We start from the raw sequence: 22,132 nt of genomic DNA, 5'->3' as shown, positions 1-22,132 counted from the left end.
TTGGCTTAGGCCGTGGGCGATGACGGATCGTTCCGCCGGCGTATTGGGGCACTATCGAATTTATTTGATAAGCATTATCATTTGCTCCGCTTGCCGCCACGCTCCTGTCGGCATCGCCACGAGCCGCTTTCCTTCATGGTCGACCTGCCGTCCTTGCCCGATACCCACCAACCGGATCCAGCCGCTGCGCCTGCACCGCAGCGCGATGATTTCCTACGCACCTTTCTTGCCCGGCGAGAACAGATGGAAGCGGTGCTGCGCCGTCGTGTCGGCTGTCGGGCCACGGCGGCTGATCTGTTGCAAGAGCTGTTCCTGCGCTTCTGGCGGCGGCCCAGCGCCCCCCTCGAAGATCTGGGCAGCTACCTGATCCGCAGCGCCCACAACCTGGCCATCGATCATTTGCGTAGCGAGGGCGCCCGTTCCCGTAGCGAGGCGGGGCTACTGCCATCACAGTGTGATGACGGTGCTGCTTCCCCGGACGCTGTTCTGGAAGCCGGCAGTGATCTGCGCCGCGTGGAGGCCGCCTTGCGCGCCTTGCCAGAGCGCACCCGGCACATCTTTCTGCTCAACCGCATTCACGGCCAGACCTACGGGCAGATCGCCCGCAGCATGGCGCTTTCCCAGAGCGCGGTGGAAAAACATATGATGCGCGCCCTGGAAGCTTGCAAGGCCAGCGTCATCGATACGCCGGCCAGCCATTCACACGGAAGCGCTGCGCCATGAGCCTCGAGTCATCCCCACCGCTGTCGTCTATCGAGCAGGACGCCTGGCTATGGCTCGGCCGCCTGCAGGGCCAGCCCGACGATGGCGTGCAGATGGCGTTCGAGCAATGGCTGGCCGCTGCGCCCGAGCATGTCGATACCTTCGTGCGCATGCAGTCGCTTTGGCACCTCAGTCGCCCGGCTGCCCAGCAACTGGCCGACGAGGAACACGCCGCCCTGCAGCAGTACCTGAGTGCGCCGAAGCGCCAGCGCCGCTACTGGGCCCCGACCCTGGCGATGGCCGCCTGCCTGCTGCTGGTGGTGTGGGCCGGCGGCTGGCAGCCGCTACATTGGGTCGATGACTTGGGCGCGGATATGGTCTCGGCGCCAGGTGAGGTGCGCACGGTGACGCTAAGCGACGGATCGAGCGTGGTGCTGGACGCCGACAGCGCCATCGCCGTGCGCTACAGCGCGAGTGAGCGGCACGTCGAGTTGCGCCGTGGGGCGGCTTACTTCAGCGTGGTGCCGGGCGAGATTCCCTTTACCGTCGCCGCTGCCGGTGGCGAGTCGCGGGTGCTCGGCACGCGTTTCGAGGTGCGGCGCCTGGGCGAGGGCGCGCGGGTTTCGGTGCAACAGGGACGGGTGGCGGTGCGCGGCGGGCCACTGGAGGCGCCGCGGGTACTGACGGCCGATCAGCAGGTCAGTTATCGGGATGGCGTCAGCGGCAATCCCCTGGCCGTCGACACCGGTGCGCTGACCGCCTGGCGCGATGGCCGCCTGAGTTTCTATCGCGCCCCGCTGGGCGAGGTGCTCGACGAGCTGCGTCGTTATTACCCGGGGCGCATCGTGCTGCTCGACGATGCGCTGCGCAGCAAGCGGGTCAGCGGCAGCTTCGCCAGCCAGGATCCCGAAGCGATTCTCGATGCCCTGCAGGGCGTGGTGGGCTTTGAGCAGCACAAGGTGCTTGGGCGGCTGATCATCCTGCGCTGAAAAATATTTTCAGGCCGGGGTGAGGTAGAGCCGCGCGGCATTCGTGTAATGCTTTGAATGCGACTTTTTCGCACTGACAGCCCGCCTCTGGATGAACACCACCATGAACCACCGCACCATGCGCCGGCAGGATGCCTCCTTGAAACACATCGGTCTGGCCACCTGCCTGCTGGGCTCGGCCATCCTGCCCCTGGCGCAGCCGGCCCAGGCCCAGGTCAGCGCCGATCAGGCCGCGACCTACGACTTCGCCATCGCCGCCCAGCCGCTGCCACGGGCGCTCGACGCCTTCAGCCGCGTCACCGGCCTCAATGTGGTGTACACCGACGAAGCGCCCTACGCGTTACAGGCGCCAGCGCTCGAGGGGCGCATGAGCGCCGAGCAGGCGCTGGCCCGGTTGCTGGCCGGCTCCGGCTTCACCTTCGCCCGAGTCGGCGCCACCACCGTTACCCTGCAGGCGCTGCCCGCCGACGGCGCGGTGAACCTCGGTGCGGTGAACATCCAGTCGCAGCGCACGCCGAGCTCCAGCTACCAGCCGCCGGAAACCACTTCGCTGACGCGCAGCGACACGCCGCTGCTGGAAATCCCCCAGGCCGTCGCGGTGGTGCCGACCCAGGTACTGCAGGATCAACAGCCGCAGACGCTCGACGAGGCGCTGTTCAGCGTCAGTGGCATCACCCAGTCCAACACCTTGGGCAGCACCCTGGATGCGGTGATGAAGCGCGGTTTCGGCGATAACCGCGACGGCTCCATCCTGCGCGACGGCATGCGCACCATTCAGGGCCGCAACTTCACCGCCACCGCCGAGCGCGTCGAAGTGCTCAAGGGGCCGTCGTCGATGCTTTACGGCATTCTCGATCCGGGCGGCGTAATCAACGTGGTCAGCAAGAAGCCACAACTGGAGAGCTACCGCGCCATCACCGGCCGCGCCTCGACCTACGGCCACGGCAAGAACGGCAGCGGCGGTACCCTGGACGTCACCGGCCCGCTGGGCGAAACCGGCCTGGCTTACCGGTTGGTCGCCGATTATGACGATGCCGATTACTGGCGCGACTTCGGCCACAACCGCGACAAGACCTTCGCGCCCTCGCTGGCCTGGTATGGCCGGGACACCACGATCACCCTCAGCCACGAGTACCGCGAGTATTCGGTGCCGTTCGACCGCGGCACCATCTTTCGTCATGGCAAGCCGCTGGACATTCCCGCCGAGCGGCGCATGGATGAGGCCTACAACATCACTAATGGTCGCTCGAACCTGACTATCTTCGACCTCTCGCACCAGCTCAACGAAGACTGGAAAGCCCACTTCGCCTACAGCTACAACCGCGATACTTACGACGATTACCAGGCGCGGATCTTTCGCGAGCCGCCCTCCGATAGCAGTAACGCCTATGTTCGCCGCCTGGATGGCACCCGCGGCGCGGTCAGCACCTCGCATTTCTCCACCTTCGATCTGGACGGCACCGTGCAACTCGGCGGCATGCAGCACGACCTGTTGATGGGCGTGGACCATGAGTACCGCAAGTTCTACCGCGAGGACCTGCTGCGCCAGAACACCGCCATTCGTTTCGACCCGTTCAACCCGGTCTACGGCAACGTGCCGGTGCCCACCACCGTGGCTGCATCGGACAGCGACCAGACCGATCGCGTGGTTACCCAGTCTGCCTTCTTCCAGGATTCGGTGCACCTCAACGAGCAATGGATCTTTGTGGCAGGCGCCCGCTATCAGCTCTATGACCAACTCGCCGGGCGTGGCCGGCCGTTCAACAAGAACACCGATATCGACGGCCAGGTTTGGGTGCCGCGGGTCGGCCTGGTGTACAAACTTAACGACGAGCTGTCGCTGTATGGCGGCTACACCGAATCGTTCAAGCCCAACTCGACCATCGCACCGCTGACCAATGGGGTCTCCATAAACGGTGTGCCGCCAGAGGAGGGCAAGAGCTGGGAGATCGGCGCCAAGCTGGATAGGCCCGGACGCATCACCGGCACCCTGGCGCTGTTCGATATCGTCAAGGAAAACGTGCTGGTGACCCAGACCGACAATGCTACAGGGCTCACAGTGGCGACTGGCGCCGGCGAAGTGCGCTCCCGCGGCGTCGAGCTGGATGTGACCGGGCAGCTGACCGATGACCTCAGCCTGATCGGCACTTACGCCTTTACCGATGCCGAGGTGACCAAGGACCCGGAGCTCAAGGGCAATGGCCTGCAGAACGTGGCCCGGCACACCGCGTCGCTGTACGGCGTGTACGACTTCGGTCAGGTGTTCTGTGGCGACCGTGTGCGTGCCGGTGTGGGCGCTCGCTATGTGGGTGACCGGGAAGGCGATGCGACCAACAGCTTCACCTTGCCGTCCTACACCGTGGCCGATGCCTTCACCAGCTACGACACGCGCCTGGGCGATAACAAGCTCAAGCTGCAGCTCAACGTGAAGAACCTGTTCGACAAGACCTACTACAGCTCGTCGGTGAACAACCTTGCCGTCTCCGTCGGCGAGCCGCGCCAGGTGCAGCTCTCCAGCACCCTAGAGTTCTGACTGGATGGCCGACCTGGGTATCGCTGCGTTCGACCACAGGCTACGTTGATCGCCTGTAGCCCGGTGTTGAGCGAAGCGATACCCGGGGATGGCTACGGCCTAACCCCCAGAACGCAAAAGCCCGGCACTAGGCCGGGCTTTTGTTTATCGCAGGGCGATGCTTACTGCACTTCCACCGCCAGGCTTTCGGCGATCTTCTTGTTCCAGATCGCAGGGCCGGTGATGTGCACCGACTCGCCGTTGCTGTCTACGGCGACGGTGACTGGCATGTCCTTGACCTCGAACTCGTAGATCGCTTCCATGCCCAGTTCGGCGAACGCCAGCACCTTGGACTTCTTGATCGCCTGGGCGACCAGGTAGGCGGCGCCGCCGACGGCCATCAGGTATACGGCCTTGTTGTCCTTGATCGCTTCGATGGCGGTCGGGCCGCGCTCGGATTTGCCGATCATGCCCAACAGGCCGGTCTGCTCGAGGATCTGCCGGGTGAACTTGTCCATCCGCGTGGCGGTGGTCGGGCCGGCTGGGCCTACCACTTCGTCGCCGATCGGGTCGACCGGGCCCACGTAATAGATGAAGCGGCCTTTCAGGTCGACCGGCAGTTCTTCACCCTTGTTGAGCATCTCGACCATGCGCTTGTGCGCAGCGTCGCGACCGGTGAGCATCTTGCCGTTGAGCAGGATGGTCTCGCCCGGCTTCCAGCTCTGCACGTCTTCCGGGGTCAGGGTGTCGAGGTCGACGCGGCGCGCCGACGGGCCGGCTTCCCAGACGATTTCCGGGTAGGCGTCCAGGGACGGCGCTTCCAGCTCCGCTGGGCCGCTGCCATCGAGCACGAAGTGGGCGTGGCGGGTGGCGGCGCAGTTGGGGATCATGCACACCGGCAGCGAAGCGGCGTGGGTCGGGTAATCCATGATCTTCACGTCGAGCACGGTGGTCAGGCCGCCGAGGCCCTGGGCGCCGATGCCCAGCTGGTTGACCTTCTCGAACAGCTCCAGACGCAGTTCTTCGATCTTGTTCTGCGGGCCGCGGGCTTGCAGCTCATGGATGTCGATGTGCTCCATGAGCACTTCCTTGGCCATCACCGCGGCCTTCTCGGCGGTACCGCCGATGCCGATGCCGAGCATGCCCGGCGGGCACCAGCCAGCGCCCATGGTCGGCACGGTCTTCAGCACCCAGTCGACGATCGAGTCGGACGGGTTGAGCATGGCCATCTTCGACTTGTTCTCGGAGCCGCCGCCCTTGGCCGCGACGTCCACTTCCACCTTGTCGCCAGGGACGATGGAGTAGTGGATCACCGCCGGGGTGTTGTCCTTGGTGTTCTTGCGGGCACCGGCTGGGTCGGCCAGGATCGAGGCGCGCAGCACGTTTTCCGGCAGGTTGTAGGCGCGGCGAACGCCTTCGTTGATCATGTCATCCAGGCTCATGGTGGCGCCGTCCCAGCGCACGTCCATGCCGACCTTGACGAATACGGTGACGATGCCGGTGTCCTGGCAGATCGGGCGGTGGCCGGTGGCACACATGCGCGAGTTGATCAGGATCTGCGCCATGGAGTCGCGCGCGGCCGGCGACTCCTCCTTCAGGTAGGCTTCGTGCATCGCCTGGATGAAGTCGACGGGGTGGTAATAGGAGATGAACTGCAGGGCGTCGGCGACGCTCTGGATCAGGTCGTCTTGCTTGATCACGGTCATGTGGGGCGCTCCCTTGTAGGGCAGGAACTTCAAATGCCGGAACATGGCCGGCTGGTTCAAAAAGGCGCCGCAGTATACCGCGCGGGCAGGGCACGGGACACCCGTTGGGCGGCTGCGATAACTCCACATAATCTCTAGGTTTTTTACGGGCACGCAGTTACAGTGGAGGCCAGTTGCCAGTATGGGATGGAGCCCATGGCCTCCAGCAACCGTTCACTCAATCAAAAGACCCTGCAGCGCCTGTTGATCAAGCGCTTCGCATTGGCTGTGGCCACCTACCTTACAATCTCGGTGGTAGTGGTGTTGGCCTATTTTTGCGACCTGTTCCGGGCGCCGGGCATCGCCGTGGCCGCTGTGCTGGTGGCCACCTTCACCACCCAGGCGGTGCTGCTCGGCATGTTCTTGAGCGGCCGCAATCTGCGCTTTAGCGACCCGAGCCTCACCCAGGCGCAGGTGCTGATTAGCCTGGTGCTGACCACGACACTGGTGGCCATGATCGACTATGGGCGTGGCGCCCTGTTGGTGGTCTACCCGATGTCGATGCTGTTCGGGTTGTTCCAGCTGCGCACCTGGGTGTTCTTTCGCTGCGCCTTCCTGGCGTTCGTCGGGTTCGTGGGCATCAACCTCTACGAGTACCAGACCGGTACCCTGCGCGATGTCAGCCTGGCGGTGCTGCAGATAGGCATGTTGGCGCTGGTGCTGATCTGGCTGAACCTGTTCGCCTGGTATATGCAGCAGATGCGCCAGCGCATGCGCAATCGACGCTTCGCGCTACAGGCGCACCAGGAAACCCTGCGTGGCATGATGCGCCAGTTGGAAGACATGGTGGCCACCGACGAGCTCACCGGCCTGTTCAACCGCCGCCATTTTCTGCGCATGGCCGCCCAGGCGCTCGATGGCCTGACGCCCTTGCGCCAGCATGGCCTGGCGCTGATCGACCTGGATCACTTCAAGAGCATCAACGACCGCTATGGCCATGCCGCCGGTGATCGCGTGCTACAGGCGTTTGCCGGGGTGGCCAGCGCCTGCCTGCGCGAGGGCGACGTGATTGCCCGCTACGGCGGCGAGGAGTTCGTGCTGCTGATTCCCGATACCGATGCCGACTCCTTCATGGCCTGTTGCGAGCGCTTACGCGTGGCCTTCAGTGAGTGCGAGCCGGTTAATGTTAAGGTGACCAACCTCAGCCTTTCCGTGGGAATGACCCTGGTGACCCTGTACGACGATCTCGACGATGCCCTGCACCGAGCTGATCAGGCCCTCTATGAGGCCAAACGTAGCGGTCGCAACCGCAGCGCCTCGACCTGGCAGCTGACCGATGCCCCAGCTGCGACTGAGTGACCGCTGCTGGGACGTCGCCCCGGCCAGCAATTTGCTCGATGGGCTACTCGCCGCCGGTGTGCCGGTGCCCTACAGCTGCCGCGCCGGCAGCTGCCAGGCCTGCCTGGTACGCTGCGTCGCCGGTGAGCCGCACGATGCCAAACCCGATGCGCTGGATATGGCGCGCCGCGAGCAGGGCTGGCGTCTGGCCTGCCAGTGCAGCGTGATCGAGCCGCTGCAACTGGAGGTTTTCGATCCCACCCGTGATGCCATGCCGGCGCAGATTCAGGCGCTGGACTGGTTGAGCGAGCGTGTCGTGCGCCTGCGCCTCCTGCCGCAGCACCCCATGCGTTATCGAGCGGGTCAGCATCTGCTGCTGTGGACAGCGGACGGCATCGCCCGGCCGTACTCGCTGGCCTCTTTGCCCGGTGAGGATGCCTGGCTGGAGTTTCATATCGATTGCGGCCGGCCCGGCGCCTTCTGCGATTCCGTGCGTCAACTGCAGGTCGGCGCCAGCCTGCGCCTGGGCGCCTTGAGCGGCGCGGCCCTGCACTACGACCCGGACTGGCAGGAAAAACCGCTGTGGCTGCTCGGCGCCGGCACCGGCCTGGCGCCCCTGTGGGCGGTATTGCGCGAGGCGCTGCGCCAGGATCATCAGGGGACGATTCGCGTGGTGCATGTGGCCGGCACGCCTGCTGAGCATTACCTGGCCGACGCCCTGCAGGGCATCGCCAGTCGGCACCCGCAGGTACAGGTCGAGCTGATCGAGACGGCCGCCTTGCCGGCATTTCTGGGCAATCTGCGCCCCGCATCGCGGCAAACGGTAGCGCTGCTCTGTGGCGGCCCGCAAACCGTCGAGGCGCTTTTGCGGCGCCTGTATCTGGCTGGCCTGTCGCGCAGCCAGCTGTTCAGCGACCTGTTTCTGCCTCACGCCTGAACGCTGCACAAATGAAAAGGCCCGCATCGATCCGGGCCTTCATGTTGCTGCGCCAGTCCTCAGACCAGAACATCACCGACATGCAGGATCTTCATGCCATTGGTGCCACCGATGGTGTGGTAGCTGTCGCCCTTGGTGAGGATCACCCAGTCGCCTTGCTCGACCAGGCCGCGCTTGAGCAGCTCGTCCACCGCCGCCTGGCTGACTTCGCCGGCCGGCAGGGCCGCCGGGTCGAACGGGATGGTGTACACGCCACGGAACATCGCCGAGCGCGCCTGGGTATCGCGGTGCGGGGAGAAGGAGTAGATCGGCACCGAGGAGCGGATGCGCGACATGACCAGCGGGGTGTAACCACTTTCGGTCAGGGCGATGATCGCCTTCACGCCTGGGAAGTGGTTGGCGGTGTACATGGCCGCCAGGGCGATGCTCTCGTCGCAACGCTCGAAGGTCTTGCCGATGCGATGGCTGGAACTCTTGCCGGTCGGGTGACGCTCGGCGCCCAGGCAGATACGCGCCATGGCCTGCACGGCTTCCAGCGGGTAGGCGCCAGCGGCGCTCTCGGCCGACAGCATGACGGCGTCGGTGTAGTCGAGCACGGCGTTAGCTACGTCGGACACCTCGGCACGGGTCGGCATCGGGTTCTGGATCATCGATTCCATCATCTGGGTCGCGACGATCACCGCCTTGTTGTGGCGACGTGCGTGCAAAATGATCTTCTTCTGGATGCCGACCAGCTCGGCGTCGCCGATTTCCACTCCGAGGTCACCGCGGGCGACCATCACCACGTCGCTGGCCTTGATCAGGCCGTCGAGGGTTTCGTCGTTGGCCACCGCTTCGGCGCGCTCGATCTTGGCGACCAGCCAGGCCTTGCCGCCGGCTTCGTCACGCAGCTGGCGGGCGTATTCCATGTCCGCGGCATCGCGCGGGAAGGAAACGGCCAGGTAGTCCAGGTCCATTTCGGCAGCCAGCTTGATGTCGGCCTTGTCTTTCTCGGTCAGGGCCGGGGCGGTCAGGCCGCCACCGCGACGGTTGATGCCTTTATGGTCGGACAGCGGGCCGCCGATCAGCACCACGCATTCGAGGGTGTCGGGGGTGGTGCTTTCAACACGCATGACCACGCGACCATCGTCGAGCAGCAACTCGTCGCCGACACCGCAATCCTTGACCAGATCCGGGTAGTCGATGCCGACCACCTGCTGGTTGCCCTCGGTCAGCGGATGGCTGGTGGAGAAGGTGAAGCGATCACCGACCTGCAGCTCGATACGCTTGTTGGCGAACTTGGCAATGCGGATCTTCGGGCCTTGCAGGTCGCCCAGCAGAGCCACATGGCGGCCATGCTTGGCGGCGATGTCGCGTACCAGCTGGGCGCGTGCCTTGTGCTCTTCCGGCGTGCCGTGGGAGAAGTTCAGGCGGGCAACATCCAGCCCGGCCAGGATCAACTTTTCCAGCATCTGTGGCGAGTTGCTGGCTGGGCCGAGGGTGGCGACGATTTTGGTGCGGCGAACGGTCATGCGCGAACTCCTTTATTGAAGCAGACCGCGAGGCTACTACGCCGCCGCGCTGTAGTCATTGTTCCACTGCACTACTTTTCCACCGGCAACTTGACCACCAGCAGGTCGCAGTCCACTGATTCGAGCAGGCGCTCGGCGGTGTGGCCGATCAGGATGGTATCCAGCCGCCCGCGGGCGATGGCGCCCATCACCAGCAGATCGATTTCGTGCTTGCGCACGAAGCGCGGTAGCATATTCTCCGGCGCACCTTCGAGCAGGTGAGCGGCGTCCGGCTCGATCCCGTGCTGACGAATCAGGTCGTCGAAGGCCTGGTGATGCTGCTGCGCATCATCGTTGACGTACTGCTGATAGGTGGCCAGCAGCTCGGCGTTGTTGAGCAGAGTGCGCGGCAGTGGAGCGTGGCAATGCACGACATCGGCATGCATGCCGATGGCCTTGGCAAGCGCCTGGCTGGTGTCGATCAGGTGATGGTCGAGGGTGGCCGGCTTGTCGTCCTTGTGCAGCGGATCGACGGCGGTGCACAGGTTGTGCCCGCGCCATTCGGCATGGTGCACCAGCCATAGCGGGAAAGGGCAGTGGCGCATCAGTTGCCAGCAGCTGTCGGTGAGCAGCAGGCGGCGCAGCAGGTTGTTATGGGCGGCGGACTTGAGTACCAGATCCGGTTGCAGTTGTTCAGCCACCTCCAGCACCGTTTCATGCAGGCGCTTGCCCCAGCGAACGTCCTGCTGCACGGCCAGCCCTTCGTCTTGCAGCGGCGCCAGCATCTCCTGCAGCCAGTTGCTGCGTTGCTCGAGCAGGGCGTCACGGGCTCTGGTCTGCAGGCTCTGCTCCAACGTGCTGCCATCCAGCGCAGAGCTATACTCGACCAGCAGCACGTGCAGGCGTGCCTGGGTGTGCCGGGCCAGCCAGGCGGCCCGCTCCAGAGCCGGGTGGCTGGGTTGGCTGGGGTCGATCACGACCAGTAGCGTTTCGAGTTTCATGGACGCACCCTCGCTGAGTCTGTAGCGGGCATTGCAGCCCATCATCAGTGGGCAAGCGTTGACCTGAGTCAGCCTGGCGCGTCGTAGCTCATCATTGTCTATCGAACGTCCCGCAGGCAATGCGGCTGTTCAGTTTTTACGGAACGCGCCGATACGCTGCTCATTGGAGGAGAAACCCATGCGTATTCTGTTGCTGCTGTGCTGTGTGCTGGTCGTTGGCGGGTGCACCCGCATGTCGCTCGATCATCATCTGAACAAGGCCTACCAGGCCTATGATCGGGGTGATTGCGAAGACGCCCTGCTGTATCTGTCCCAGGCCGAGCGCTCGAGCCGCTCGCGCAGCTATATTCAGCCGGAGATTTCCCTGCTGCGCGGCCAGTGCCTGGAGCGGCAGAACCTGTACCTGGATGCGGCGCAGACCTACCAGTTCATCATCGGCCGTTACCCCACCAGCGAATACGCGTTCCGTGCCCGCGCGCGGCTGGAAACCCTGCGCCAGCTCGGCCATCAGGGTGCGGCCGAGCCCGCCAAGGTGTCGCCTGCCGGCACGCTTTGACGGCACGGGACTGATTGCCTGGAGAAGGCTGTGACGCGTGCTCTGGTTGGTTTGCTGTTATTGCCGTGCCTGGCCTTCGGGCAGGTCTATCGCTGGGTCGATGAAAACGGTCAGGTGCATTTCGGTCAGCAGCCCCGGGGCGGCAATGCTCAAACTGTCGAGGTAAAGCCCCAGGTAATCGAACGCGACGCCGCCACCCAGGAGCGCCAGGAACGCGCCGAGCGCTACTTCCAGGCGCGCCGCGACGAACAGGCCCAGGCTGCGCAAGCCCGCCGTGAGCAGCAGGCGCAGCTCGTCAAGGATTGCGCTCAGTTGCGTGCGCAACTGGCTTCGATGCCCGAGGGGCGACGTTACTTTCATCAGGGCGCCAGTGGCGAGCGCCACTATTACAGCGACGAGCAGCTGGAAGCCGCACGCAGCCAGCTTCGCGACCAGTTGTCAGGCCGCTGTCACTGAGCACTGGTCAGTCAGTTGGGCAGGCGGCATACTCGCCTCACACTCATAGCGCTCTGCTATCATGAACGCCAACCGCCATATCGAACGGCACCAGCTGCCTTACTACCTGAAGGTCTTCAATGCCTTTACCGACAAACCAGTCGGTTACCTGGGCAATGTATCGGCAGACGGCCTGATGCTGATCAGCCAACTGCCGGTGCTGGTGGGGGGCTGCTTCGATCTGCGCCTGAAAATTCCGGGTTGTGACGGCTTTCGCCATATCGACTTCACCGCCACCTGCCTGTGGTGCCAGGAAGACGTGACGCCGGGCAGCTTCGATTCGGGTTTCACGCTGCAGTCGCCGCCCCAGGATTACCTGGAGATGGTCGACGCCCTTCGCTACTACTTCAGCTTCCATCCGCTCGCCGCACCGGTGTGAGCTTGCGTCACTTCCGTGGTTCCGCACGTTTTCGCCCTGATCATGTAAGTCATTGCTTACAAGCTCTGTAAGCCTGGGTGACAGTTCCGCGTTGGGAAACTGACGTTGAGTTATCTATATTTCTCAAGTTATTGTAAATAAATGATTTATTTATTGGACGCTTGAGTGTCTTGGCTGCCTGCGTCGGTTGAGAGGGCGTTGTGATAAATCTCGAGGCCGTTAATATCTGAACCGTGCTTAGGGACAAGTGCAGGTCGTTAGGGACAACGATCAGGACATCGCGGGAAGCGATTCATCAGGATGATGAGTTGGGAGTTTCAGGGAATAGGGACAAAAGAGTGGGCGGGTAAAACCGCCCCTTTTTTTTGCCTGCAGAAAAGTGCTCAAGCCGCGTTGCTTATCCGCGATTCTGAATAGCCGCCAGGCGTCACCGTGCTGTTACGAGCGCGGCGGCAGGCGACTTTTCAAGCGCCCATAAAAAATGCCGCACCCTCTGGGGTAGCGGCATTTTTGTTAGCGGCCTGTGCCGCCTCGCTCAGCGCTCGAGGTGCTGAAGCTTGTCTTTCACGCCATCCCATTCTTCGGCATCGGGCAGGGCTTCTTTGCGCTCGGTGATATTCGGCCAGACTTCCGCCAGCTCGGCGTTGAGCTCGATGTATTCCTGCATGCCATCGGGAATCTCGTCTTCGGAGAAGATGGCCTGCGCTGGGCACTCCGGCTCGCAGAGCGCGCAGTCGATGCATTCATCCGGGTGGATCACCAGGAAGTTCGGGCCCTCGTAGAAGCAGTCCACCGGACAGACTTCCACGCAGTCGGTGTACTTGCACTTGATGCAGTTGTCGGTGACGACGAAGGTCATTTCTAGTTTTCTCCTCGGGCTACGGCAGCGAGCGGTTTCTCAATGGGCCGCTCTCAGGCTCTGGAATGGGCTTGCGGGCCAGGCTAAAGGCCGCAGCGCTCCCGGAGCGCGCGGGATTCTATCAGCTAGTTGGCTCTGGCGTTAGACCCGCGCCTTCCATGCATATAACAGTTCGAGTGCCTGGCGCGGGCTCAGATCATTCGGATCGACCAGCTGCAGTTCTTCCAGCACCGGGTGCGGCAGGCTGGCGAACATATCGCTCTGCATCGGTGCAGCTGGTTGTCCCGGATTTTGCGGCGGCAGATCGTGGGGCAGGCTGGTGGTTTCCAGGCGCGCCAGATGCTCGCGGGCGCGCAGGATCACCGGCGCCGGCACGCCTGCCAATTGCGCCACTGCCAGACCATAACTCTGGCTGGCCGGGCCGGGCAGAACGTGGTGCAGGAAGACGATGCGCTCGTTGTGCTCGGTGGCGTTGAGGTGCACGTTGGCCACCGCCGGCTGGCTTTCCGGCAATACGGTCAGCTCGAAGTAATGGGTGGCGAACAGCGTGTAGGCGCGCAGATTGGCCAACTGCTCGGCAGCGGCCCAGGCCAGCGACAGGCCGTCGAAGGTGCTGGTACCGCGGCCCACTTCGTCCATCAGCACCAGGCTGCGGTCGCTGGCGTTGTGCAGGATGTTGGCGGTCTCGCTCATTTCCACCATGAAGGTCGAGCGGCCGCCGGCCAGGTCGTCGCTGGAGCCGATGCGGGTGAAGATGCGGTCGACCATCGACAGCTCGCAGCGCGCCGCCGGCACGAAGCTGCCGATATGGGCGAGCAGCACGATCAGCGCGGTCTGGCGCATGTAGGTCGACTTACCGCCCATGTTCGGGCCGGTGATGATGAGCATCCGCGTGGCGTCGTCGAGCTTCAGGTCGTTGGCGACGAACGGCGTGGTGAGCACCTGCTCGACCACCGGATGGCGGCCTTGCTCGATCAGCATGCACGGCTCGTCGACGAAGCGTGGGCGATTGAGGTCCAGATTCAGGGCGCGTTCGGCCAGATTGCTCAGCACGTCCAGTTCGGCCAGGGCGGCGGCGCTGTCCTGCAGCGGGCCGAGGTGGCCGATCAGGCGCTCCAGTAGTTCCTCGTAGAGCTGCTTCTCACGGGCCAGCGCGCGGCTCTTGGCTGACAGCGCCTTGTCCTCGAACTCCTTGAGCTCGGGGGTGATGAAGCGCTCGGCGCCCTTGAGCGTCTGGCGACGGATGTAGTCGGCCGGCGCCGACTCGGCCTGCTTGCTCGGCAACTCGATGAAGTAACCATGCACGCGGTTGTAGCCGACCTTGAGGTTGGCCAGGCCGGTACGGGCCTTCTCACGGGTTTCCAGGTCCATCAGGTACTGGCCGGCGTTCTCGCTGAGCGACTGCAGCTCGTCGAGTTCGGCGTCATAGCCGGTTTTCAGCACGCCACCATCGCGAATCACCGCGGGCGGGTTGTCGATGATCGCCGTCGCGAGCAGCTCGGCCAGTTCCGGGTAGGTGCTGATGGTGCCTGCCAGCGCGGTCAGGTGGGCGCAGTCGAGCTGGGCCATGGCCTGTTGCAGCTCGGGCAGGGCGCCAAGGGCATCGCGCAGGCGCGCCAGATCCCGCGGGCGCGCATTACGCAGGCCGATACGGGCGAGAATACGCTCCAGGTCGCCGATTTCCTTGAGCTGCGGCTGCAGGGTTTCGAAACGGTAGCGATCCAGCAGGCAGGCAATCGACTCCTGACGGGCTTCGAGCACTGTGCGATCGCGCAGCGGGCGGTTCAGCCAGCGGCCGAGCAGGCGGCTGCCCATGGCGGTCTGGCAACGGTCGACCACCGATTGCAGGGTGTTGTCGCGGCCGCCGGCGAGGTTGACGTCCAGTTCCAGGTTGCGGCGGCTGGCGCCGTCGAGGATCACCGTATCGTCGATGCGCTCATGACGCAGGCTGCGCAAGTGGGGCAGGGCGGTGCGCTGGGTTTCCTTGGCGTAGGCCAGCAGGCAACCGGCTGCGCCGATGGCCAGGGTCAGGGTTTCGCAGCCGAAGCCTTTGAGGTCCTGGGTGCCGAACTGTTGGCACAGGCTCTTCTGGGCCGTGTCGCGCTCGAAGTCCCAGGGCGCGCGACGACGCGAGCCACGGCGCTTCTCTGCCGGCAGGCCCTGGGGCCAGTCATCGGGAATCAGCAGCTCGGCCGGGTTGAGGCGCTCGAGTTCGGCCAGCAGGTTTTCCCAGCCTTTTATCTCCAGCACGCTGAAGCGGCCGCTGGTGATGTCCAGCACGGCCAAGCCGAACAGACGCTCGTCACCCAGTACGGCGGCGAGCAGGTTGTCACGGTGTTCGTCGAGCAGCGCTTCGTCGCTGATGGTGCCCGGAGTGATGATGCGAACCACCTGGCGTTCCACCGGGCCCTTGCTGGTGGCCGGGTCGCCAATCTGCTCGCAGATCACCACCGACTCGCCGAGCTTGACCAGCTTGGCCAGGTAGCCTTCGACCGAGTGAAATGGAATGCCGCACATCGGAATCGACTGGCCCGCCGACTGCCCGCGGGCGGTCAGGGTGATGTCCAGCAGTTTGGCGGCCTTCTTGGCGTCTTCGTAGAAGATCTCGTAAAAGTCACCCATGCGATAGAACATCAGCTGATCCGGGTGCTGGTTCTTCAGTCTCCAGTACTGCTGCATCATCGGGGTGTGGCTGGAGAGGTCGCTTTGGCTCATCGTGTCGAGTGTCCGGCTGAATCGCAAAAGCGCGTAGTGTACGGTATCGACCCCTCCCGCTTTAACCCCGGAGCGCAGATGAATATCGACGATCAGCCCATCACCGGGCTCGCCGCCCGTCTCGGCCAAGCCCTGCTGGAAAAGAGTGCCCAGGTCACCACCGCCGAGTCCTGCACCGGTGGCGGTATTGCCGAAGCCATTACCCGTGTGGCGGGCAGCTCGTCCTGGTTCGAGGCCGGCTTCGTGACCTATTCCAATACTCAGAAAACCCGCCAGCTGGGTGTGCCCGAAGCGCACTTCGCTACGGTAGGCGCAGTCAGCCGCGAGGTGGTCGAGGCCATGGTGCGCGGCGCCCAGGCCCAGAGTGGCGCGCGCTACGCTACGGCGGTCAGCGGTATCGCCGGGCCGGGCGGCGGTAGCCTGGAGAAGCCGGTCGGTACCGTGTGGATCGCCTGGGGCGATGGCGACACCTTGTTCAGTCGGCGCTTCCAATTCCCCGGGGACCGCGATGCCGTGCGTTTGCAAACCGTGGAAGCGGCATTGCAGGGCCTGTTGCGACTACTGGTCGAAGAAAATCCTGCTGCGGGGTAGGCGAGTGCCGAACCCTGTGGAATAATACTGTCTACTTATACAGTTATTGGCCGTCAGGCCCTTCTGATCACGTGAGGAATACAATGGACGAGAACAAGAAGCGCGCGTTGGCGGCTGCCCTGGGCCAGATCGAGAAACAGTTCGGCAAGGGCGCGGTCATGCGCATGGGCGATCATGACCGTCAGGCCATTCCGTCCATTTCCACCGGCTCCCTGGGCCTGGACATCGCGCTGGGCATTGGCGGCTTGCCGAAAGGCCGTATCGTGGAAATCTACGGTCCGGAATCCTCGGGTAAGACCACGCTGACCCTGCAGGTCATCGCCGAAGCCCAGAAGGCAGGCGCAACCTGCGCCTTCGTCGACGCCGAGCACGCACTGGACCCGGACTACGCCGGCAAGCTGGGCGTCAACGTCGACGACCTGCTGGTCTCGCAGCCGGACACTGGTGAGCAGGCCCTGGAAATCACCGACATGCTGGTGCGTTCCAACGCCATCGACGTGATCATCGTCGACTCCGTGGCGGCCCTGGTACCGAAAGCAGAAATCGAAGGTGAGATGGGCGACATGCACGTCGGCCTGCAGGCTCGCCTGATGAGCCAGGCGCTGCGCAAGATCACCGGCAACATCAAGAACGCCAACTGCCTGGTGATCTTCATCAACCAGATCCGCATGAAGATCGGCGTGATGTTCGGCAGCCCGGAAACCACCACCGGTGGTAACGCCCTGAAATTCTACGCCTCGGTTCGCCTCGACATCCGCCGTACTGGTGCGGTGAAAGAGGGCGACGAAGTGGTCGGCAGCGAAACCCGCGTCAAGGTCGTCAAGAACAAGGTCGCTCCGCCGTTCCGCCAGGCCGAGTTCCAGATTCTCTATGGCAAGGGTATTTACCGTAACGGCGAGATCATCGACCTCGGCGTGCAGCAGGGCCTGGTCGAGAAGTCCGGTGCCTGGTACAGCTACAAGGGCAACAAGATCGGTCAGGGCAAGGCCAACGCCGCCAAGTTCCTGGAAGACAACGTGGAAGTAGCCCGCGAAATCGAAGGCCAGATCCGTGACAAACTGCTGGTGGTCTCTGGCCCTGCCAAGGCCAATGCCGCAGCTGCTGACTTGGTGGATACCGAAGCCGACTTCTGATGCCCGCTGTTCTGGATAACGTCGCCGCGGTACGGCATGCCGCCATGGATCTGCTGGCGCGCCGCGAACACGGGCGCGTCGAGCTGGCCCGCAAGTTGCGCCAGCGCGGCGCCAGCGACGAGCATATCGAAGCAGTCCTTGATCGCCTGAGCGAAGAAGGGCTGTTGTCCGAGGCGCGTTATCTGGAGAGTTTCATCAGTTACCGGGCGCGCTCAGGTTTCGGTCCGCAGCGCATCCGCGATGATCTTTCCCAGCGTGGCCTGGCCCGCGCGGATGTAGAGCAGGCGCTGCGCGACAGCGGTATCGACTGGCGTGAAGGCTTGCGGGAGACCTGGCAACGCAAGTTTGCCGGTCAATTGCCTGGCGATGCGCGCGAACGGGCCAAGCAGATGCGTTTTCTGGTCTATCGCGGCTATCCGATGGATCTGGTCGGTCAGCTGCTGTGCGGCGCGTTCGACGACTGATTCCTCTTTTCAGGTCAAGCCGCTCGGTTCGCCATCCCTGACGCCCAGGCGTCCCTTTCCTTTTGACGCTGTGTTCAGCTCAGCCAATGCTGCGGCTGGTTGATCACGTCGAGCAATTCCCGCAAACGTCCCGCATTGCGACCGCTAAAGGCGAACGTCAGCCTCGGCAGTTTATGCAGTTCGGTGCCGTCGACGAGTTCGTCACCGGCTGGTCGCTGCTGGATGTCGCCATGCTTGCACAGGTCGCTGAACTGCAGGTTCAGGTGCGCCAGCGCAGCTTCGTTCAGCGGATTGCGCATGCGTACCACGAACTGATCCTGCAGCCAGCGGCTGGAATGGTAATTGGCGTAGAAGCGATCGATCTCCTGGGCGGCCGACTCGGCGTCGTGTACCAGGCGCATCAGGTTCAGGTCGCTGGACAGGATATAGCCGTTGCTGTCCAGGTTCTGCTGGATGTAATCGAGCAAACCCTGCCAGAACGTGCCATTCGGCTCGTCGAGCAGGATCACCGGCACCAGCGGGCTCTTGCCGGTCTGGATCAGGGTGATGACTTCCAGCGCTTCATCCAGAGTGCCGAAACCGCCGGGGCAGAGCACCAGTGCGTCGGCCTCTTTCACGAAGAACAGCTTGCGTAGAAAGAAGAAGTGGAAGGACAGCAGGTTGTCGCTGCCTTTCATCACCGCATTGGCGGATTGCTCGAAGGGCAGGGTGATGTTGAAGCCCAGGCTGTTGTCGCGGCCCGCGCCTTCATGGGCGGCGGCCATGATGCCGCCACCGGCGCCGGTGATCACCATCAGGTCATGGCGGGCCAAGGTCTTGCCCAGTTCCCGTGCCAGGGCGTAGACCGGATGGCCGGGCTGGGTGCGTGCCGAGCCGAACACGGTGACCTTGCGGCGATGGCGAAAGCGGTCGAGCATGGCGAAGGCTCGCTCGAGTTCACGCAGGGTCTGCAGCATGATCTTGGCGTCCCAGCGGTTGCGGTCGGCCTGGGCCATGCGCGCCACGGTGGCGAGCATCTCTCGGTACAGCGCGGTGTTGACGCTGTCGGCGGGAGTTATCCGCGCCGCCAGTGCATCCAGTTCGGCTGCCAGTGCATCGCCGCCTAGCGGTAGGGTGCCATTGCTGTGATCGTTCATTGCGCTACTCCTTATGCGTCAATGCCCCGGGTTTTACCACGCTCACATGACTTACAGGCGGCAGTCGGCTTTGCCGAATTGCTCGGTGGTGATGGGACGATTGCTCTGGATCTCGCTGAACTCGTAACGCAGCACCGCTCCGCTGGCCAGCAGCTTGCGAAAGCCGGGGTTGCTGCACACGCTGTTGGTCAGCTGTGCACGCACGGTATCGGGGTTGCTGCGCATCTGTGCACCATGGGCAGGGCGTACGCTGAGGTGGTTGATCAGCTGGTTACCTTCGACTGTATAGCCGCGGTCGAGGATGTCCTCGTTGATGGCGCGCGGGGTGCCGACGCTGCTTTCCTTGGCCACTTTTTCCAGGGTTTTGGTCAGCTCGTAATCGTTGAGCGAGGCGGCGTGGGCAGCGGGCAGGAGCAGGCTGGCAAGAAGAACGGATAGGGCAATACGCTGCATGGGGCAGACTCCTGAAGGCAGTGAGCGGTAATAGACCGGGCTCTTCTGGTTATGTTCGTTCTGGCGAACCAGGCCGGCAACCGATGCCCGATGTTACCAAGCTTGTTGTCGCCGCGGCGTGGTATTGAGCGGTGTGGCACAGCTAGACTACGCGCCCTTTTTGCCAGGCGATGCGCCCCGTCATGTGTTCTCCTGCTTTGCACTGCGTGATTCCGACCAAGCCGAGCGTGCGCCCATGAGCCACGCCGTTCACGCATTGCGCGCCGCGCGTCTGGCGCGCAGCGTCAAACCCTTTCTGGCCAGAGGCTCGCGGGCCTCACGTTGCGAGCAGTGCCGCCTGGCCAGCAGCCACTGCCTGTGCGCGTGGAAGCCGCAGGTTTCTGCCCGCGCGGGGGTGTGCTTGGTAATGCATGATGTCGAGGCGCTGAAGCCGAGCAATACCGGCTGGCTGATCGCCGATGTCGTGGCCGATACCTCGGCCTTTGGTTGGTCGCGCACCGAAGTCGATCCGGCGCTGCCGGCCCTGCTCGATGACGAGCAATGGCAGCCTTATCTGGTGTTTCCCGGCGAATATGCCGAGCCGGAGCGGGTGGTGACCTCTGTGGAGGCTGCCGCAGGCAAGCGCCCGCTGTTCGTACTGCTCGACGCCACCTGGACCCAGGCGCGCAAGATGTTTCGCAAGAGCCCGTACCTGGACAGCCTGCCGGTGCTCAGCCTGCAGCCGGAAACGTTGTCGCGCTACCGGCTAAGGCGCTCCAAGCGTGACGATCACCTGTGCACCGCGGAGGTCGCGGCCATGTGCCTGGAGTTGGCCGGTGACGAGCGAGCTGCCGATGCCCTGAACGCTTATCTCGACGTGTTCAGTGCGCATTACCTAGCCTCCAAGGCGCCGCGCGCGGTGGATCTCGACGACGCGTTGCACCAGCGTCTCAAGCCGTTTCTCTGACCGCAGCCGGCTTGGGCCACAGTTGGGCGAGCAGCATGCCGGCGAACATCAGCCCACAACCGACATAGCCCCGTGAAGACAGCGCCTCGCCAAGCAGCAGTGCGCCGGCGATGGCAGCGAACACGGCTTCCAGGGACAGAATGATCGCCGCGTGGGAAGCGATGGCATGTTTCTGGGCAATTACCTGCAGGGTGAAGCCCACGCCCACACCGAGGATGCCGCCGTAGGCGATGGCCGGCAGTGCGCGGACGATATCGGCGCCGGGCAGCGGTTCGAGCAGCAGCGCCAGGGCGAGACTGATCAGAGCGCAAGTGATGAACTGCACCAGGGCTAGCACCAGGGCGTCATGGCGGGTGGCGAAAAAGCTCACCAGCAGCACATGGATACCCCATACAAAGGCGCCGGCCAGTTGCAGCAGGTCACCGGAGGCGACGTGGAAACCGTCGCCGACGCTGAGCAGGAACATACCGATCACCGCCAGCGAGGCACCGAGCCAGATGCCCAGCCCGGTCTTGTGACCCAGCAACAGCCCCAGCAGCGGCACCACGATTACATAGAGGCCGGTGATGAAACCCGAGTTGGTGACGCTGGTGAACAGCAGGCCGACCTGCTGCAGGTTGATGCCCAGGGCCAGCACCGCACCCATCAGGCTGCCGCCAAGCAGCACCGGGCGACTGATGGGCGAGGCCGACTGGGCGCTACGGCGGCGCAGCAGCATGATCACCGGCAACAACACGATCACCGCCAGGGCGAAACGCAGGCCGCTATACAGAAAGGGGCCGACGGCATCCATGCCCAGGCGCTGGGCGACGAAGGACGAGCCCCAGATCAGCGCGGTAAGCAGCATCAACAGATCGGCGCGCAGTGCGTGGTTGGGCATCGAAAGCTTCCTGCAAAAAAGGCGCAGACTTTGCCGCAAAGCGCTGCGCTTGACCACCCCGCCTGCGCTGGGCATGCTGGTGGGCACCGTACGTCACGCTGTCAGGCAAATGGGGTCTGCAGCACGGTATGCCTATAAGAAGAACAGGATCTGCCATGGTCGCTTACGAAATCCTGATTGCCGATGATCATCCGCTGTTTCGCAGTGCGCTGCAGCAGGCCCTGACGATGGGCCTGGGCGCTGGCGCGCGCCTGGTGGAGGTCGCCAGCATCGCCGAGCTTGAAGCCCGGCTGGCCGAGAAGACCGATTGGGATCTGGTTCTGCTCGACCTCAACATGCCCGGCGCCTACGGGTTCTCCGGGCTGGTGCTGCTGCGTGGGCAATACCCGCAGATTCCGGTGGTGATGATCTCCGCTCAGGAAGAAGCAGCGGTAGTGGTACGTGCCCGTGAGTTCGGCGCCAGCGGTTTCATTCCCAAATCCAGCTCCCTCGAAGTGATTCAGAAGGCGGTGCGCCAGGTGCTGGAAGGCGAGGTGTGGTGGCCGCCGCAAAGCGAGGAGGCGGTCAGCCTGTCCAGCGAGGCCAAGGCCGCCAGCGCCGGGTTGGCCAGCCTGACGCCCCAGCAATTCCGTGTGCTGACCATGGTCTGCGAAGGGCTGCTGAACAAGCAGATTGCCTATGAACTGAGCGTTTCCGAAGCGACGGTCAAGGCTCACGTGACGGCCATCTTCCGCAAGCTCGGGGTACGTACCCGCACCCAGGCGGCGTTACTGCTGCAGCAGCTGGAGAGCGTGCCGGCTGCCTGATGCTGGCGCATTTCACGAGATTTTCACGGTGCGCTCGCGTACCCTGCGCGCCTTTCCCGTCATAG

The 22,132-nt window shown here is 63.8% G+C and carries 21 protein-coding genes; 13 read left to right on the top strand and 8 right to left on the bottom strand.

The window, feature by feature from the left end:
- The first annotated feature begins 135 nt into the window (after positions 1-135).
- The 3 genes from PVA39_RS15455 (at position 136) to PVA39_RS15445 (ending at position 4,224) form a co-directional block, all read left to right on the top strand.
- The gene (locus tag PVA39_RS15455; RefSeq protein WP_274124784.1) at positions 136-723 is read left to right on the top strand and encodes an RNA polymerase sigma factor; all 588 of its coding nucleotides are present in this window, start codon (positions 136-138) and stop codon (positions 721-723) included.
- Complete coding sequence (locus PVA39_RS15450) at positions 720-1,691, top strand: FecR family protein (protein ID WP_274124783.1); 972 nt, start codon at positions 720-722, stop codon at positions 1,689-1,691. The genes PVA39_RS15455 and PVA39_RS15450 overlap by 4 nt, the downstream gene beginning before the upstream one ends.
- 103 nt (positions 1,692-1,794) lie before the next feature.
- Positions 1,795-4,224, top strand: coding sequence for a TonB-dependent siderophore receptor (locus tag PVA39_RS15445; protein ID WP_274124782.1), 2,430 nt, complete (start codon positions 1,795-1,797; stop codon positions 4,222-4,224).
- Positions 4,225-4,385: 161 nt separating this feature from the next.
- Here PVA39_RS15445 and PVA39_RS15440 read toward each other — a convergent pair whose 3' ends face one another.
- Positions 4,386-5,909, bottom strand: a complete 1,524-nt coding sequence (locus PVA39_RS15440; protein WP_147177198.1) for a fumarate hydratase — start codon at positions 5,907-5,909, stop codon at positions 4,386-4,388.
- A 195-nt stretch (positions 5,910-6,104) separates the two neighbouring features.
- Here PVA39_RS15440 and PVA39_RS15435 point away from each other — a divergent pair, with 195 nt between their 5' ends.
- A complete protein-coding gene (locus PVA39_RS15435) occupies positions 6,105-7,247 on the top strand; it encodes a GGDEF domain-containing protein (RefSeq protein WP_274124781.1) in 1,143 nt (380 codons plus the stop codon).
- Positions 7,225-8,163, top strand: coding sequence for an iron-sulfur-binding ferredoxin reductase (locus PVA39_RS15430; RefSeq protein WP_274124780.1), 939 nt, complete (start codon positions 7,225-7,227; stop codon positions 8,161-8,163). Before PVA39_RS15435 ends, PVA39_RS15430 begins: the two co-directional genes overlap by 23 nt.
- A gap of 59 nt (positions 8,164-8,222) precedes the next feature.
- Here PVA39_RS15430 and pyk read toward each other — a convergent pair whose 3' ends face one another.
- Complete coding sequence (pyk, locus tag PVA39_RS15425) at positions 8,223-9,674, bottom strand: pyruvate kinase (RefSeq protein WP_013790425.1); 1,452 nt, start codon at positions 9,672-9,674, stop codon at positions 8,223-8,225.
- A 71-nt stretch (positions 9,675-9,745) separates the two neighbouring features.
- Positions 9,746-10,654 carry a universal stress protein gene (locus tag PVA39_RS15420; protein ID WP_274124779.1) on the bottom strand — a complete coding sequence of 303 codons (909 nt, stop codon included), beginning with the start codon at positions 10,652-10,654 and terminating at the stop codon, positions 9,746-9,748.
- A 178-nt stretch (positions 10,655-10,832) separates the two neighbouring features.
- On the opposite strand from PVA39_RS15420, the gene PVA39_RS15415 reads away from it, so the two are divergent.
- From PVA39_RS15415 to PVA39_RS15405, 3 genes are all read left to right on the top strand, one after another.
- Positions 10,833-11,210 (top strand): tetratricopeptide repeat protein, encoded by a 378-nt coding sequence (locus tag PVA39_RS15415; RefSeq protein ID WP_274124778.1) that lies wholly within the window; start codon positions 10,833-10,835, stop codon positions 11,208-11,210.
- A gap of 30 nt (positions 11,211-11,240) precedes the next feature.
- Positions 11,241-11,666: a DUF4124 domain-containing protein gene (locus PVA39_RS15410; protein WP_274124777.1), complete on the top strand. Its 426-nt coding sequence runs from the start codon at positions 11,241-11,243 to the stop codon at positions 11,664-11,666.
- Positions 11,667-11,727: 61 nt separating this feature from the next.
- Positions 11,728-12,084 carry a PilZ domain-containing protein gene (locus PVA39_RS15405; protein ID WP_013790429.1) on the top strand — a complete coding sequence of 119 codons (357 nt, stop codon included), beginning with the start codon at positions 11,728-11,730 and terminating at the stop codon, positions 12,082-12,084.
- 535 nt (positions 12,085-12,619) lie between these two features.
- Here the strand turns inward: PVA39_RS15405 and fdxA are convergent.
- Positions 12,620-12,943, bottom strand: coding sequence for a ferredoxin FdxA (gene fdxA, locus PVA39_RS15400; RefSeq protein ID WP_013790430.1), 324 nt, complete (start codon positions 12,941-12,943; stop codon positions 12,620-12,622).
- Between the two features lie 141 nt (positions 12,944-13,084).
- Positions 13,085-15,658, bottom strand: coding sequence for a DNA mismatch repair protein MutS (gene mutS / locus PVA39_RS15395; protein ID WP_274124776.1), 2,574 nt, complete (start codon positions 15,656-15,658; stop codon positions 13,085-13,087).
- 78 nt (positions 15,659-15,736) lie between these two features.
- Between mutS and PVA39_RS15390 the strand changes: the two genes are divergently transcribed.
- From PVA39_RS15390 to recX, 3 genes are all read left to right on the top strand, one after another.
- Positions 15,737-16,249, top strand: coding sequence for a CinA family protein (locus PVA39_RS15390; protein WP_274124775.1), 513 nt, complete (start codon positions 15,737-15,739; stop codon positions 16,247-16,249).
- A gap of 83 nt (positions 16,250-16,332) precedes the next feature.
- Entirely contained in the window at positions 16,333-17,382 is a 1,050-nt protein-coding gene (gene recA, locus PVA39_RS15385; RefSeq protein ID WP_093507426.1) for a recombinase RecA, read from the top strand.
- The gene (gene recX, locus PVA39_RS15380) at positions 17,382-17,846 is read left to right on the top strand and encodes a recombination regulator RecX (protein WP_274124774.1); all 465 of its coding nucleotides are present in this window, start codon (positions 17,382-17,384) and stop codon (positions 17,844-17,846) included. Before recA ends, recX begins: the two co-directional genes overlap by 1 nt.
- 74 nt (positions 17,847-17,920) lie before the next feature.
- On the opposite strand, the gene PVA39_RS15375 is transcribed toward recX, so the two are convergent.
- On the bottom strand, positions 17,921-18,982 hold the full coding sequence (locus PVA39_RS15375) for an LOG family protein (RefSeq protein ID WP_274124773.1): 1,062 nt from the start codon (positions 18,980-18,982) through the stop codon (positions 17,921-17,923).
- 51 nt (positions 18,983-19,033) lie between these two features.
- On the bottom strand, positions 19,034-19,435 hold the full coding sequence (locus PVA39_RS15370) for a quorum-sensing-regulated virulence factor family protein (protein WP_274124772.1): 402 nt from the start codon (positions 19,433-19,435) through the stop codon (positions 19,034-19,036).
- Between the two features lie 235 nt (positions 19,436-19,670).
- Between PVA39_RS15370 and PVA39_RS15365 the strand changes: the two genes are divergently transcribed.
- A complete protein-coding gene (locus PVA39_RS15365) occupies positions 19,671-20,381 on the top strand; it encodes a tRNA-uridine aminocarboxypropyltransferase (protein ID WP_274124771.1) in 711 nt (236 codons plus the stop codon).
- Here the strand turns inward: PVA39_RS15365 and PVA39_RS15360 are convergent.
- Positions 20,365-21,261, bottom strand: coding sequence for a DMT family transporter (locus PVA39_RS15360; RefSeq protein WP_274124770.1), 897 nt, complete (start codon positions 21,259-21,261; stop codon positions 20,365-20,367). The genes PVA39_RS15365 and PVA39_RS15360 overlap by 17 nt on opposite strands.
- A gap of 155 nt (positions 21,262-21,416) precedes the next feature.
- Here PVA39_RS15360 and erdR point away from each other — a divergent pair, with 155 nt between their 5' ends.
- Positions 21,417-22,067, top strand: a complete 651-nt coding sequence (gene erdR / locus PVA39_RS15355) for a response regulator transcription factor ErdR (protein WP_027909811.1) — start codon at positions 21,417-21,419, stop codon at positions 22,065-22,067.
- Positions 22,068-22,132: the final 65 nt, after the last annotated feature.

Origin of the sequence: Pseudomonas sp. CNPSo 3701 (genome assembly GCF_028674975.1) — a bacterium.
GTDB classification, from domain to species: Bacteria; Pseudomonadota; Gammaproteobacteria; order Pseudomonadales; family Pseudomonadaceae; genus Aquipseudomonas; species Aquipseudomonas straminea.
Note: the sequence above shows the minus strand (reverse complement) of the source record. Positions and strands in the feature narration are given on the sequence as shown.